This is a genomic window from Sphingomonas sp. ID1715 (assembly GCF_013044515.1).
Classification (GTDB): domain Bacteria; phylum Pseudomonadota; class Alphaproteobacteria; order Sphingomonadales; family Sphingomonadaceae; genus Sphingomonas_B.
Genome location: NZ_JABEPR010000002.1, coordinates 620,728 through 633,291, shown reverse-complemented (window position 1 = coordinate 633,291; position 12,564 = coordinate 620,728). Strand labels below are relative to the sequence as shown.

The following is a 12,564-nucleotide window of genomic DNA, read 5'->3' as shown; positions in this document are numbered from 1 at the left end:
TCCATGGAGCGGGCTCGGCAGGCTTGGCAACCCCCTTCCCCCCTGCACCGGCCGGCGTGAAAAAATATGGCGCGGGGGTGGAACAAACGAAACGCTAATTAGTTTCACGACGGGCTTAGGGCGGCTAGATGCGCCTGGGCCGCACTTATGGTTGATCATTCCTTGAGCATGCGGCGTCGCCTGCTGTTGGGGGGTAATGTTGGTATCGAACGCCAAGCGCAAGGTTGAAGGCAAGGTGACTCCGTCAGCCAAGAAGACCGCACCGGAAGGTCCGGTCGGCGACGCCTTGCGCTCCGTCTACGAAAAGGCCGTTGAGGAAGAGATTCCGCAAGAGATGCTGGACCTGCTCGGCAAGCTCAAATAATCGATTGCTCATGGCCAGCGCCGTTTCCGCGCGCGGGGTAGGCGCGGCAGCTGTCGAGTGGTTCGCCCGTCTTTCCGCCGGGCTCCGCCTCCTGATCCTGCTGACGCTCGCCTTGCTGCCGCTCGGCCTGCTGGCCGTCTTCGCGTCCCTCCAGATTTCGCGCAGCGCCGATCTCGAACGCCGCGCCAGTGTGCGCATCGCGGCGATGGAAAGCGCCCGCCGCCTTGGATCCGAACTGGCCGTCGACGGCACCACGCTGCGCGCGGCGGTCAATCTGCTTGAGCGCGGCGCGGATGCGGAGAGCATCTGTGCCCGTGCCCAAAGCGTGCTCGCCACTTCGTTCGGCGAGGCGACGCGCTATGCGATCGTCACGCGTGGCGGGCGGCCGGTGTGCGGCGCGCTTGCGACCGCCCGGCGCCTGCCTGCGGCGCCGCTCCGCAGTGACACGATTGTGACCTTGTCCGGTGAGGGCATGACGGTCGTGCTGTCCAGCGACACGCGCGCCTTCGTTGCGCTGGCCTTCTATCCCCGCGCGCAACTCGTGCGATCGCTCCGCCCGGCGGGCTTCACCGGCGCCTATAATCTTGTCCTCAGCGCCGCCGACCGGGAATTGCCGCTCATCGAGGGCGTGCCAGGCGGCGGCCTGGCTCGACGGGAGATCGTGACGGCGATGGTTCCAAACGCGCCGATCGAGTTGATCTTCTCGGTCCGCTCCGCGCCGTTCACGCCGGCCGAGATCCTGACCATGCTGGTGCCGATCATCATGTGGCTAGTGGCGCTGCTGGTCGCCTGGATCGTGTTCAACCGGCTCGTCATCGCACCGCTGGGGCAGCTTCGCGCCAACATCGCGACCTACCAGCCGGGAGAGATTTTCACGCCTTTGCGCCGCATGACCATTCCCGCCCGCGAAATCTCGGAACTCGGCCAAACCTTCCAAACGATCAGCCATACGGTGGCGGCGCATGAGGAAGAGCTGGCGCTCGGCCTGTCTAGACAGACGCGGCTGACGCGGGAAGTGCATCACCGGGTGAAGAACAATCTCCAGGTCGTCTCCAGCCTGATCAACCTGCACGCGCGGGCTGCGAAAAGCCCGGAGGCGACCGCCGCCTATTCGTCCATCAGCCGCCGCGTCGATGCGCTCGCCGTCGTCCACCGCAACCACTATGCCGAGTTGGAGGAGAATCGCGGCGTCAATCTGCGCTCGCTGATCGGCGAACTGGCGGCCAACCTCCGCGCGACCGCGCCCGGCGAAGCGAACCGGCTGGCGATCCTGATCGACGCCCCGGTCGTTCATGTCGGGCAGGACACGGCGATTCCCATCGCCTTTTTGACGACGGAGCTGGTGGAACTCGCGATGAGCATCGATCCGGCGGCCGCGGTGCGCATCTCCGTGCTGCGCCAGCCGGAACCCGGTCGCGCCTGCCTCGTCGTCGCATCGCCGGCGCTCAGTGACGGCGAGCGGCTCGAGGCGCTTCTCGCCGAACGCTATGGACGGGTGCTGGAAGGCCTGTCCCGCCAGCTCCGCAGCCCGCTGGAACGGGACCGCGCTGCGGGCAGCTTCCAGGTCTGTTTCCCGATGATCGTCGAAAGCGATGCCGAGCCGAAAAAATAATTCAAAAAAGTTCGGGTCGGCTGGAACTCTTCGCTTCGGAGGGCGTTCTGCAGTTCGGATAGTGACCTTTTGCCCCCCCGCTCTCGCTATCCAAGACAATGGGCCCGGACACACCAGCCTCCCCCCGGTGGTGTCTCCGGGCCCAAATTTTTTGGCATCTGCATGGCCTGGCCGTTCCTTTCTCAAACGGAACAGTGTGCGCCTTCGCGCATTTGATCCGCGCGCGCTTTGGGTCGCGTCCAACAGGAGACAGACTATGCTTCGCAAATCCGTGGCGCTGGCGCTCGTCGCCGGCACTCTCTTTCTCGGCGCCTGCAACACTGTCAGCGGCGCCGGCAAGGACCTTCAGTCCGCCAGCCAGGAAGTGAAGGAAGAGATCAACAAGTAAGGACGGTCAGGCCTTCTCGGTTTCGGCCGGGAGGGCCTCCTTCTGTCGCTTCCGTTCGGTGAACCAGATCGCGATCAGCGCGAGCTCGTAGAGCAATACCAGCGGGACCGCGAGCAGCAGCTGCGAGATAATGTCCGGCGGCGTCAGCACCGCCGCGATGATGAAGGCGATCACGATCGCATAACGCCTTCCGCTCATCAGCTGCGCGCGCGTGACGATTCCGGCGCGCTCCAGCAGCATCAGCAGCACCGGCGTCAGAAAGGCGACGCCGAACCCGAACATGAACTTGGTCACGAAGTTCAGGTAATTGCCGACACCCGGCAGCGCCTCCTGTTGCACACCGCCGACATTGCCTTGGTAGCCGAGCAGGAAATGCAGCGCGATCGGCATGGCGACATAGTAAGCGAGCGCCGCGCCCGTCCCGAACAGCACCGGCGTCATCACCAGGAAGGGCAGCAGGGCTTCCTTCTCCTTGCGATAGAGGCCCGGCGCCACGAACTTCCAGACCTGCGTCGCCAGTACCGGAAAGGCGAGCATCAGCGCGGCGAAGAAGGCGACCTTCACGTCGACGAAGAAGGCTTCGAACACGTCCGTGTAGATGACGCGATTCTGACCCGCCCTGAGCAGCGGTTGGACCAGAAAGGCAAAGATCGGCCGCGCGAAATACAGGCAAATGCCGAACGCCAGTCCGAGCCAGAGCAGCGAGACCAGCAGCCGCTTCCTGAGCTCGACCAGATGCTCGAGCAGCGGGGCGCGCGTGTCGTCTATGTCCTTCACCGCTCGCCCTCATCGGCAGGCGCGGACGGCGGCGGGGGAGGCGGATCGGCGAGCGGCAGCATCTGCGGCTGATCCGCGGTGACGGGATGCTCGCGCATGATGCGTGCATTTTCCTCGGCCCACTTCTTTTCCATCTCGGCCAGTTCCGACTCCCGGATCATCGCGTCGATGCCGGAGCGGAAATGCCGCGCCACGGCACGCGCGCGGCCGACCCAATGGCCGAGCACGCGCATCGCCTTTGGTAGATCCTTGGGGCCGATCACCACCAGCGCGACGACGGCGCAGAGCAGCAATTCGGTGGGCGCAATATCGAACATCGGCGCGGGGCTTAGGCCATTATCGGTCGGGCCGGAAGAGCGCCGATCCCCCTCTTGAACGCGAAACGGCGCGCCCTAGATTCCGTTACGTCGGGCTGCCTTTCGGGGTCCGGCATGTAGCCGGCGCCGCCATTTCGGGGCGCCATGCAGTCTTTATGCTCATGAGGAGATATCGATATGCGTAGCTTTGACCTCACTCCCTATCGTCGGTCCATGGTCGGGTTCGACCGGCTGTTCGACCTGCTCGAAAACAGCGCGCGCAGCGCGGCTTCGGGCGACAATTATCCGCCCTTCGATCTCGAGCGGCTGGCCGAGGACCGTTACCGGATCACCCTCGCCGTGGCCGGCTTCAGGAAGAACGAGATCGACATCACCGCCCAGCAGAACCTGCTGCTGGTTACCGGCAGGAAGGAAGCGGCCCAGCAGGACCGCAGCAACTTCCTGCATGTCGGCATCGCCAATCGCAGCTTCGAGCGCCGCTTCGAACTCGCCGACTTCGTGCGGGTGGAAAGCGCGAACCTCGCCGACGGCCTGCTGACCATCGAGCTGGTCCGCGAGATCCCCGAGGCGATGAAGCCGCAGAAGATCGCGATCGGCGCCACTGCGCAGCCGGCGGCCTCGAACGACACCAAGACGATCGAGCATAGCGCCGCCGCCTGAGCGGCATAGAAAATGGGGCGGCCCACCCCCTGGTCGGGCCGCCCCGGTTCTGGTGGCATGACGATGGAACCTCGTGCCGGCGCGGGGTCGACGATGCGCCGTGACGAAGGCTTCGGCCGATAAGCTACTCGGCCGCCATCGCGATTTCTTCCAGAACATCCCGATCGAGCACGCGAACCCGCCCGCTCTCCAGAGATACGATGCCGGCATCGGCCCAGGCGCCGAGCTGCCGGTTGATGTTTTCGCGGCTGATGCCTGCGAACGCGCCCAGCTCGCTCTGGCTGAGGTCCAGCCTGAGCGCGGCGCCTTCCGCCCCCGTTTGCATCAGCCGCTGGAGCGTCCGCGCCAGCCTAGGGCCGGAGGCATAGGCGCGATCGCTCTCAATCGTATTGTTGGCATTGCGCAGCCGGCGCGCCATGTCGCGCAGCAGCCGCCAGGCGACGCTCGGATGCTTTTCGAGCACTTCGCGAAACGTCGGGGCGCCGAGCTTCAGATATTTGCCTTCGCCGAGCGCCGTGACGCTCGCGGTCCGCTCGCCGCCGTCCAGCATCGCGATCTCGCCGATCACGCTGCCGGGCTCGAGATAGTCGAGGATGATCTCCCGTCCGTTCGACGCGACCATCGAGATGCGGACGGTGCCGTCCAGCACGATGATCAGATAGTCGCCGGTATCGCCCTGGTGGAGCAGCACGTCGCCCTTCTTCATCGGGCAAAGCTGGGCACGCTCCAGCAGATCCTGCAGCTCGGCCTCGCCCCAGGACGAGATCAGCGCATTGGCAGGCATCATCCGGGACAGTTCTTCGGCCTTCATGATCATCCCCATCGTCGAGCCTCCGAACGCTTACGCAACATACATGCGGGCTTATTGCCCTGATTCGCGCTCGACGCCTGTGACGCATCGCACACGCGCAATTTTCGTCGTGATCTTCACGACCGAGTAAGCGTCTCATGCGATGAAGCCGACCATGTTCGGCTATTCCAAACTCTTCCGCAGCCGCTGGCGGGCGCTGTTCTGGGCGGCGGGCATCATCTGGCTCGCCGTGCAGGTCGCCGGCCCGGGCGATGGGCCGCCCAGCACGAACGGAAGTTTTCCGATCGTCAGCGAATAGCTTTCGCCTGGGCGCTGCAGACCCTATCTGGGCGCCATGCTTTCGCTGTTGCAGCGCGTGCCGGCGCGCGAACGTCTTCGCATCGCTTGCGCTTTGGCCTTCTGGGCGGCGACCTATCTGCTGTTCCTCGCCTGGAACCAGCTGCAGGATCAGTTTCCCTCCGCTATCTGGCAGACGCGGCGGGTGCTGGCGACCGCGCTTGGCGCGCTGCTCTTCTATGGCTTCACCCTGTTTGCCGACCGCGTCGCCGTCCGCCCTCTGAAGGATCGGATCCCGATCCTGCTCGGCGCCGGTCTCGCCTGTTGCGCGCTGATGATCGCCGGTCGCGCCGGCATCGATCGGCTGGTTGTGCTCGAACTTGGCGAGCCCCCCTCGACCTTCGAACGGCATTTGCGCTTCGCGCTGATCTGGGCCGGCTATTTCCTCGGCGGCTCGCTCGCCTTCCTGAGCTTCGCGCCTTTGCTCCCGTCTCCAAGCCGCGGGGAGGAGCAGCCCCCCGCCGAGCCGATCCCCAACGGCCCGGCCTATGCCGACGCATTCTGGGTAAGCAGGGGGCGGGAGACGGTCCGGGTCGATGCCGGCGACATTGATTGGGTGGAGGCCGAGGGTGATTATGTCCGGCTGCATGCCCGCGGCGGCGGCGGCCTGCTGCGCGCCACCTTGTCTGGCCTGGAGGCGCAGCTCGATCCAAACGCCTTTGCCCGCGTGCACCGTTCCGCCGTCTGCCGGCGGAGCGCAATCGTCGCGTTGCTGCGCAAGCCCTCCGGCGCGCTCGCAGTGCGTCTCACTGACGGCCAGGAAGTGCCGGTCGGCCGCAGCTATCGTGACTCGGTCACGGGCATCATTGGTAAGCAGCGCGACAAGGGCCGAATACCCGCCTGACGTTCGGCTGGCCTGAGGGGTCGTTCGCCGCCCGGCGGTGACGTTCGACGCGGCGCGGCGGGCCTCGTCGAGGGGCGCTTTCGCAAGCACCGCTGCGACTGCAGGCGGATGCCATGCACGATGTCACCGACCTGTTGCGCGCCGCCCGCTACGAATGCGCGGATCCGGCGACTTTGAAAGAGGTCGAGGGCAGTCGGCGCGTGCGGCTGCTCCACCAGCGTCTCGTCGAGCTTGCGGCCGAGGTCCCTGAGGCGGCCGCCGTGATCCCGCTCCGCGCTCGGCGCTGAGGCGGGCGTTCAGCGAAGTCCTGTCCGGCACACTCCCCCAACCACCCCCGTGCCGGGCAGGGCTTCGACGAACGCGCGACGTTCAGTGTGCGGAAAGCAGCCCGGAGCGGCGGATGCCCGGCCGGTTGCGGGTGAAGGCGAGCGTCGGATCGATCGGTCCGTCAAACTCGATGCCGATCCCCTGGCCATCGCCCCAACGGACGGCGCCGAAGATCGCGCCGATGCCGGGCAGGTCGACTTCCACCGGTTCGCCCGGCAGCGGCGGGTAGGCGCACTCGCCTTTCAGACCATGCGCCGAAATGTTGCGCACGGTGAGCGGCATGCGGTTGCGGCTGCCGGCGCGTCCGATCACGCCGCGCAGGAAGACGGCGAACCGCTTCTCCCGCGCGATCGGGCCGGCGCTGTCGTCGAGCAGGCTGTGGTGACCATTCTCCATGCGCAATGACTAGGCGCAGGGGCGTGAAAGACTGGTAAACGGCGCGCTTACCTTTGTGCCTTCAGCCAAGCGATCAGCTTCGCGCGCTTCGCCTTGTCGGGCATGCCGACATAGACCATGCGCGTGCCGGGCACCTTGGCGCGCGGATTGGCGAGGAAGGCGTCCAGCTCGGCCTCGGTCCAGACGCCCTTCTGCGCCTTGAACGCAGGCGAGTAATTGAAGTTCGCGACGGCCGCCTTCTTGCGGCCGACTACGCCCGCCAGCGTGGGGCCGAGCCGGTTCTGTCCGGGCTTGACCGTGTGGCACACCGCACATGGTGCAAAGCTCGGATCGGTCTGCGCGTGTGCCGCAACGCCCGTCATCGATGCCAAAGCGATCAGCAATATCCGCATCGTCACCATTTCCTTCCTCGCTGTTGCCGCCTCTCTAAGCCGCTGACGATGAACGGCAAGTGAGGCACGACTGGTCACAGCTGTTACCGTTCTCGCAACTGCGAAACAAAACTCTTCGCACCTGCACAATTTTCGTTGACGATCATGTCATCGCTGTGAAACATTCGTGCTGGGGAACATAGGGGACTGCGGATGAAGCTCGTCACCGCCATTATCAAGCCGTTCAAGCTGGACCAAGTCCGCGAGGCGCTCACCGCGCTTGGCGTATCGGGTCTGACCGTGACCGAAGTGCAGGGCTTCGGGCGACAAAAGGGTCAGAAAGAAATCTACCGCGGCGCCGAATACACCACCAACACCGTGCCGAAGATCAAGGTCGAGGTGGTCTGCCCCACCAATCAGGTGGAGCGGGTGGTGGAGGCGATCCAGCAGGCCGCCCACACCGGCTCGATCGGCGACGGCAAGATCTTCGTGATCGAAGTCGGTCACGCGGTCCGCATCCGCACGGGGGAGACCAACGATGCGGCGATCTGAACAAGGGGAGTTCATGATGAAGCTGAAGCTTGCCGCGGCCGCTCTGCTCGGCCTCACTGCGGCGCCTGGCTGGGCGCAGGCGGGGCCGATCAAGGCACCGACTGCCGAGCAGATGGCCGGGATGGTCAACAAGGGCGATGTCGCCTGGATGCTCGTCTCTGCCGCTCTGGTGCTGATGATGTCGGTGCCGGCGCTGGCGCTTTTCTACGGCGGTCTCGTCCGCACCAAGAACATGCTGAGCCTGCTGATGCAGGTGCTGATGATCGTCTGCGTGGCGGCCCTGGTCTGGGTATCCTGGGGCTATAGCCTCGCATTCACCGGCGGATCGCCGTTCGTGGGCAACCTATCCAAGGCCTTCCTGCAAGGCGTGTCGACCAGCACCTATGCGGCGACGTTCAGCAACAACGTCTATCTGCCCGAATATGTCTATGTGGTCTTTCAGATGACGTTCGCCTGCATCACGCCGGCGCTGATCGTCGGCGCCTTTGCCGAGCGGGTGAAGTTCACCTCGCTGATGATCTTCGTCGTCGCCTGGCTGACGATCGTATACTTCCCGATCGCGCACATGGTCTGGTATTTCGCTGGCCCCGACTTCCTGCCCGATGCGCCCACCGACTCCGGCTATCTCTACGGACTGGGCGCGCTGGACTTTGCCGGCGGCACCGTCGTTCACATCAACGCCGGCATTGCCGGCCTGGTCGGCGCGATCATGATCGGCAAGCGGATCGGCTGGCCCCGCGAGGCCACCCCGCCGCACTCGCTGACCATGACGATGATCGGCGCCAGCCTGCTCTGGGTCGGCTGGTTCGGCTTCAACGCCGGCTCGAACCTGGAATCGAACGGCTTGGCGGCGCTCGCCTTCCTCAACACCTTCGTCGCCACGGCGGCGGCGGCGGTCAGCTGGTCGGTCGTCGAGCAGATCAAGCATGGGAAGCCGTCGATGCTGGGCGCGGCGACCGGCGCTGTGGCCGGTCTGGTCGCGATCACGCCGGCCGCGGGATTTGCGGCGCCGGGCACGTCGATCCTGCTCGGCCTGATCGTCTCGCCGATCTGCTACTTCTTCGTCGCCACGGTGAAGAACCGCTTGCAATATGACGACACGCTCGATGTGTTCGGCGTTCACTGCATCGGCGGCATCGTCGGTGCGATCGGCACCGCGATCGTCGCCGATCCGGCGCTCGGCGGACAGGGATGGTATGATTACACCGTCTTCCCGGCCGTGCCCGGCACCTATGACATGGCCGGCCAGCTGCTCACCCAGGTCAAGGCGGTGCTGATCACCCTGGTCTGGTCGGGTGGCGTGTCGGCCATCCTCTATTTCATCCTGAACAAGACCATTGGCCTCCGCCCGAGCGAGGATGCCGAGCGCGAAGGGCTCGACCTCTCCTCCCATGGCGAGCGCGCCTACAACTACTGACGAGGTCCACCTGCGAGGGACGACTGGCCGGCGAGGCGACTCGCCGGCCTCTTTTTTGCTGCAGTGCACAATTTTTTTCCTTGTGCGGTGCCAAAACTCTGTCATGATCCCGTCACCGGTGGCACCGGCCCGATTGAGGCCGGACTGGCCGGTCGCAGGCTGGACGTGACGATAACCCAAGCAAGCGGGGTATTATGCGCACGTCTCTCCAGGTCCTGGCATTGGGCCTCTTCTTCGTCTCTTCCGCCGCCATGGCCGAAGAGGAAGCGTCGGACTTCACGATCAGCGGCAGCGTCGCCGGCGTGTCCGACTATCGTTTCCGCGGCGTTTCGCAGAGCGACAAGGATCCCGCCGTCCAGGGCAGCATCCAGCTCAACCACAAAAGTGGCGTTTATGTCGGCGTGTTCGGCTCCAACCTGGCGGGCTGGGGCACGTTCGGCGGACCGAACCTCGAGTCAGACATTTACGGTGGCTTCAAATTCCCGGTGGGCGCCGCCACCATCGATGTCGGCCTCACCTGGTACATGTATGCGGGCGGCGCCGACAAAACCGATTTCGCCGAACCTTATGTGAAGGTCAGCGGCACTGTCGGCCCGGCCGCGCTGACGGCGGGCGTCGCCTATGCGCCCAAACAGCAGGCGCTCGGCCGCTGGTATCTCACCGGCGCCGAATATGTCGCCGGCACCCCGTCGAACCCGGGCGCGAAGGACGACAATTTCTATATCTGGGGCGATGCGGCCTTTGCCATTCCCAAGACGCCGTTCACCTTCAAGGGGCATCTCGGCTATTCGGACGGCAATCCCGGCCTCGGCCCCAACGGCACCAGCGTGGCGCCAACCGGCAAATATTTCGACTGGCTTCTGGGGGTCGACACCACCTGGAAGAATCTGACCTTGGGCGTCGCTTATGTCGACACCGACATCAAGCGATCGGATCGCCTGCCGCTCCTGCCCAACTTCGGGACGGTGGCGAGCGGCCGTTCGATCTCGAGCGGCACGGTCGTCTTCTCGCTGACTGCGGCCTTCTGATTACCCGGTGCGAAGCAATCCAACGGAGGCTGGATTGCTTCGCACCGTCCTTGATCAGGCGAAGACCGGCTTCGCCTGACGCCGGCGCGTCGCGGCACCGGCTAGGCCGAAGCCGGCGATCATCATCGCCCAGCTTGCGGGCTCGGGCACGCTGGCGAACAGCGCCCGTCCGTTCGGTGCAAAGTCGGCCACTTCGGCATTGGTGCCGTCCAGCGCCGGATTGACCCGCAGCCGCGACCAGAGCGTGAAGGTATAGCTGGTCGGCGCAAAACCGTTCGACGGCAGCAAGGCGATCGGCACCACGCCGGTGATCGTGTTCCCCACCACGGTGACCGCGCCCGCCAGCGGCGTGATCTGCGGCGCGCCCACCGCCGGGAAGGTCACCGCGCGCGCGGTCCCGTCCGGGAAGAACACGGCGACCGAATCGAAGCGGACATTGCCGCCGATGCTCGGATTGCCGAAGCTCAGCCGTGGCGTGCCCTGCCCGCGATTGATCCCCCACACGAACAGGCTGCCGGCCGAACTGCCGATCGCACCCGCCGACGTCGAACTCAGGATGAAGTTGCTCCCATCGGAACGGGCGCTGGCGCTCACCAGGTCGAGGTCGGCATTCTGCGCCCCGGTGAAGCTGGCGAGGAAGTCGCCGAGCGGGTCCGCGGCGGTGTCCGCCTGCGCAGCCGATGCCAACGCCAGCAACGCGCCGGCGCTCAGCGTTTTCAACAACATTGTCATTCTCTTTCCCCTGATTGACCGGCTTTGTCGCCGTGCGGGGATGCTGCTATCCTCGCGCCCGGGGGTGAATGATGGAACACCGATCTTTCGCCGATGATTTGCTAAGGCAAGGGTTTCTCGGTCGTTTCCTGAACGCGGCCCGCCGCCCCGCCGAACTCGCCTATCGGCCCGAGCTTGCCGTCGGACCGGTGCGCATCCGACCCGCCCTTCGCCGGCTCGAAGGTCCGGCGAGTGCCGTCACCGTCGAACCGCGGGTCATGCAGGTGCTGGTCACCCTCGCCGAAGCGGGCGGCGAGGTCGTCACGCGCGAGCAGCTGAACGCCATCTGCTGGAACGGCCAGGTGGTCGGCGACGACGCGCTCAACCGCGCCGTTGGCGAAGCGCGGCGCGCGCTCAAACAGGCCGGCGCCGAAGGCGGGATCGAGACGATTCCGAAGATCGGCTACCGGCTCGACGCCCCCCTCGTCGCCACGCCCGCCGTCTCACGAGACTGGACGCGCCGAGGGCTCGTGGCGGGCGGCGCTGCTGCCCTGGCCGGCGCCGGAGCGTGGCTCGCGACCCGCAAGCCGGCGCGCGACCCGCAGGTGCAGGCGCTGCTCGACCGCGCGCGCCAGGCGCTTCGCGATCAATATCCCGATGGCGACGAACAAGGCGCTGGCTTCCTGCGCCAGGCGATCGCGCGTGCGCCCGACGATGCGGAAGCCTGGGGCATGCTTTCCATCGCCCAGCGCAACATGGCCGAATATGCTCCGGTCGAACAGATCGACGCGGCCACCGCCAAATGCCAGCAATCGGCGCGCCGGGCGCTGGCGCTCGAACCGCACCAGCCCGACGCCGAGGCGGCGCTGGCGACCCTGCCGCCTATCTATGGCGACTGGTTGTCGGCGGAGCGGCGGCTGCAGCCGGTGCTCGACCGCCACGCCGATCAGCTCGACGCGCTCGCGGCGATGGGTATATTGATGATCTCGGTCGGGCGGATCCGCGATGGCGCGCGCTACGTGATCCGCGCGGCCGGGCTCGATCCGCTCTCGCCGATCTTCCAATATCGTCGTGCCTATCACCAATGGTTCCTGGGCGATCTGCCCGCGGCCGACCGGACGATAGACCGCGGCCTGCAGCTGTGGCCGCGCCATCCCGCGATCTGGTATGCGCGCATGCACATTTTCGGCCTGACCGGCCGACCCGACGCGGCGCTGCGCATGCTGGCAACGCCGGAGGCCGAGCGGATGATGGGCGCGGGCGCCGAGCTCTGGCGCACGACCATGCAGGCGCTGAAGACGCCCGCGCTCCGCGGCCGCGCAATCGCGGCAAACCTCGCCGCCGCCCGCTATGGCGGTGGCGGCGCCGTCAATGCGGTGCTGCTGTTCAGCGCCTTGGGCGAGATCGACTACGTCTTTCAGGTCACCGACGCCTATCTGCTGTTCCGCGGCCCGCTGCTCAACCCGTCGGCGCCGGCCGCACCCGGCCAGTCGGTCAACGATCAGCGGTTCAAGAAGACGATGATGCTGTTCAATCCCGTCGTCGCGCCCGCGCGCGCCGATCCCCGCTTCGCGCAGCTCTGCCGCGACATGGGGCTTGAGCGTTATTGGCGCGAGGCCGGAGTGACGCCGGACCACCTCCTCCCGCGCTGAG

16 protein-coding genes and 1 pseudogene are annotated in these 12,564 nt (G+C 65.9%); 11 read left to right on the top strand and 6 right to left on the bottom strand.

Going from position 1 to position 12,564, the window contains the following annotated elements:
- Positions 1-196 precede the first annotated feature (196 nt).
- The 3 genes from HJG53_RS08070 to HJG53_RS08060 all read left to right on the top strand — a co-directional run bounded on the left by HJG53_RS08070 (position 197) and on the right by HJG53_RS08060 (position 2,364).
- A complete protein-coding gene (locus tag HJG53_RS08070) occupies positions 197-364 on the top strand; it encodes a NepR family anti-sigma factor (RefSeq protein ID WP_171129297.1) in 168 nt (55 codons plus the stop codon).
- A 10-nt stretch (positions 365-374) separates the two neighbouring features.
- Positions 375-1,976 carry a sensor histidine kinase gene (locus tag HJG53_RS08065; RefSeq protein WP_171129295.1) on the top strand — a complete coding sequence of 534 codons (1,602 nt, stop codon included), beginning with the start codon at positions 375-377 and terminating at the stop codon, positions 1,974-1,976.
- Between the two features lie 256 nt (positions 1,977-2,232).
- A complete protein-coding gene (locus tag HJG53_RS08060; protein WP_171129293.1) occupies positions 2,233-2,364 on the top strand; it encodes an entericidin EcnA/B family protein in 132 nt (43 codons plus the stop codon).
- A 6-nt stretch (positions 2,365-2,370) separates the two neighbouring features.
- Here HJG53_RS08060 and tatC read toward each other — a convergent pair whose 3' ends face one another.
- A complete protein-coding gene (gene tatC, locus HJG53_RS08055) occupies positions 2,371-3,141 on the bottom strand; it encodes a twin-arginine translocase subunit TatC (RefSeq protein WP_171129291.1) in 771 nt (256 codons plus the stop codon).
- Positions 3,142-3,227: 86 nt separating this feature from the next.
- Positions 3,228-3,458: pseudogene (tatB, locus tag HJG53_RS08050) on the bottom strand (Sec-independent protein translocase protein TatB); the annotation flags it as partial.
- Positions 3,459-3,635: 177 nt separating this feature from the next.
- Between tatB and HJG53_RS08045 the strand changes: the two are divergent.
- Complete coding sequence (locus HJG53_RS08045) at positions 3,636-4,118, top strand: Hsp20 family protein (RefSeq protein ID WP_171129287.1); 483 nt, start codon at positions 3,636-3,638, stop codon at positions 4,116-4,118.
- Positions 4,119-4,242: 124 nt separating this feature from the next.
- Here HJG53_RS08045 and HJG53_RS08040 read toward each other — a convergent pair whose 3' ends face one another.
- Positions 4,243-4,941, bottom strand: a complete 699-nt coding sequence (locus HJG53_RS08040) for a Crp/Fnr family transcriptional regulator (protein ID WP_254447600.1) — start codon at positions 4,939-4,941, stop codon at positions 4,243-4,245.
- Between the two features lie 142 nt (positions 4,942-5,083).
- Here HJG53_RS08040 and HJG53_RS08035 point away from each other — a divergent pair, with 142 nt between their 5' ends.
- The 3 genes from HJG53_RS08035 (at position 5,084) to HJG53_RS08025 (ending at position 6,396) form a co-directional block, all read left to right on the top strand.
- Positions 5,084-5,227 (top strand): hypothetical protein, encoded by a 144-nt coding sequence (locus tag HJG53_RS08035; RefSeq protein ID WP_217352685.1) that lies wholly within the window; start codon positions 5,084-5,086, stop codon positions 5,225-5,227.
- 36 nt (positions 5,228-5,263) lie between these two features.
- Entirely contained in the window at positions 5,264-6,109 is an 846-nt protein-coding gene (locus tag HJG53_RS08030; protein ID WP_171129281.1) for a LytTR family DNA-binding domain-containing protein, read from the top strand.
- 113 nt (positions 6,110-6,222) lie between these two features.
- Positions 6,223-6,396, top strand: a complete 174-nt coding sequence (locus HJG53_RS08025; RefSeq protein WP_171129279.1) for a hypothetical protein — start codon at positions 6,223-6,225, stop codon at positions 6,394-6,396.
- Between the two features lie 82 nt (positions 6,397-6,478).
- Here HJG53_RS08025 and HJG53_RS08020 read toward each other — a convergent pair whose 3' ends face one another.
- Both HJG53_RS08020 and HJG53_RS08015 read right to left on the bottom strand, forming a co-directional pair.
- Complete coding sequence (locus HJG53_RS08020) at positions 6,479-6,832, bottom strand: PilZ domain-containing protein (RefSeq protein ID WP_171129277.1); 354 nt, start codon at positions 6,830-6,832, stop codon at positions 6,479-6,481.
- 47 nt (positions 6,833-6,879) lie between these two features.
- Complete coding sequence (locus HJG53_RS08015) at positions 6,880-7,224, bottom strand: cytochrome c family protein (RefSeq protein WP_254447599.1); 345 nt, start codon at positions 7,222-7,224, stop codon at positions 6,880-6,882.
- 192 nt (positions 7,225-7,416) lie between these two features.
- Here HJG53_RS08015 and HJG53_RS08010 point away from each other — a divergent pair, with 192 nt between their 5' ends.
- The 3 genes from HJG53_RS08010 to HJG53_RS08000 all read left to right on the top strand — a co-directional run bounded on the left by HJG53_RS08010 (position 7,417) and on the right by HJG53_RS08000 (position 10,200).
- Positions 7,417-7,755, top strand: a complete 339-nt coding sequence (locus tag HJG53_RS08010; protein ID WP_171129273.1) for a P-II family nitrogen regulator — start codon at positions 7,417-7,419, stop codon at positions 7,753-7,755.
- 16 nt (positions 7,756-7,771) lie between these two features.
- Complete coding sequence (locus HJG53_RS08005) at positions 7,772-9,172, top strand: ammonium transporter (RefSeq protein ID WP_171129709.1); 1,401 nt, start codon at positions 7,772-7,774, stop codon at positions 9,170-9,172.
- Between the two features lie 194 nt (positions 9,173-9,366).
- On the top strand, positions 9,367-10,200 hold the full coding sequence (locus HJG53_RS08000; RefSeq protein ID WP_171129271.1) for a TorF family putative porin: 834 nt from the start codon (positions 9,367-9,369) through the stop codon (positions 10,198-10,200).
- 54 nt (positions 10,201-10,254) lie between these two features.
- Here HJG53_RS08000 and HJG53_RS07995 read toward each other — a convergent pair whose 3' ends face one another.
- Positions 10,255-10,926, bottom strand: coding sequence for a PEPxxWA-CTERM sorting domain-containing protein (locus HJG53_RS07995; protein WP_171129269.1), 672 nt, complete (start codon positions 10,924-10,926; stop codon positions 10,255-10,257).
- 77 nt (positions 10,927-11,003) lie between these two features.
- On the opposite strand from HJG53_RS07995, the gene HJG53_RS07990 reads away from it, so the two are divergent.
- Positions 11,004-12,563, top strand: coding sequence for a winged helix-turn-helix domain-containing protein (locus HJG53_RS07990; RefSeq protein WP_171129267.1), 1,560 nt, complete (start codon positions 11,004-11,006; stop codon positions 12,561-12,563).
- The last annotated feature ends 1 nt before the right edge of the window (position 12,564 follow it).

Excerpts from the sequence above, each read along its gene's own strand:
- HJG53_RS08065 (WP_171129295.1), top strand. The coding sequence starts at position 375 with ATGGCCAGCGCCGTTTCCGCGCGCGGGGTAGGCGCGGCAGCTGTCGAG.
- HJG53_RS07995 (WP_171129269.1), bottom strand. The coding sequence starts at position 10,926 with ATGTTGTTGAAAACGCTGAGCGCCGGCGCGTTGCTGGCGTTGGCATCG.
- HJG53_RS08010 (WP_171129273.1), top strand. The coding sequence starts at position 7,417 with ATGAAGCTCGTCACCGCCATTATCAAGCCGTTCAAGCTGGACCAAGTC.
- HJG53_RS08040 (WP_254447600.1), bottom strand. The coding sequence starts at position 4,941 with ATGGGGATGATCATGAAGGCCGAAGAACTGTCCCGGATGATGCCTGCC.
- HJG53_RS08035 (WP_217352685.1), top strand. The coding sequence starts at position 5,084 with ATGTTCGGCTATTCCAAACTCTTCCGCAGCCGCTGGCGGGCGCTGTTC.
- HJG53_RS08030 (WP_171129281.1), top strand. The coding sequence starts at position 5,264 with ATGCTTTCGCTGTTGCAGCGCGTGCCGGCGCGCGAACGTCTTCGCATC.
- HJG53_RS08060 (WP_171129293.1), top strand. The coding sequence starts at position 2,233 with ATGCTTCGCAAATCCGTGGCGCTGGCGCTCGTCGCCGGCACTCTCTTT.
- HJG53_RS08005 (WP_171129709.1), top strand. The coding sequence starts at position 7,772 with ATGAAGCTGAAGCTTGCCGCGGCCGCTCTGCTCGGCCTCACTGCGGCG.
- HJG53_RS08070 (WP_171129297.1), top strand. The coding sequence starts at position 197 with ATGTTGGTATCGAACGCCAAGCGCAAGGTTGAAGGCAAGGTGACTCCG.
- HJG53_RS08025 (WP_171129279.1), top strand. The coding sequence starts at position 6,223 with ATGCACGATGTCACCGACCTGTTGCGCGCCGCCCGCTACGAATGCGCG.
- HJG53_RS07990 (WP_171129267.1), top strand. The coding sequence starts at position 11,004 with ATGGAACACCGATCTTTCGCCGATGATTTGCTAAGGCAAGGGTTTCTC.
- HJG53_RS08020 (WP_171129277.1), bottom strand. The coding sequence starts at position 6,832 with ATGGAGAATGGTCACCACAGCCTGCTCGACGACAGCGCCGGCCCGATC.
- HJG53_RS08000 (WP_171129271.1), top strand. The coding sequence starts at position 9,367 with ATGCGCACGTCTCTCCAGGTCCTGGCATTGGGCCTCTTCTTCGTCTCT.
- HJG53_RS08045 (WP_171129287.1), top strand. The coding sequence starts at position 3,636 with ATGCGTAGCTTTGACCTCACTCCCTATCGTCGGTCCATGGTCGGGTTC.
- HJG53_RS08015 (WP_254447599.1), bottom strand. The coding sequence starts at position 7,224 with ATGCGGATATTGCTGATCGCTTTGGCATCGATGACGGGCGTTGCGGCA.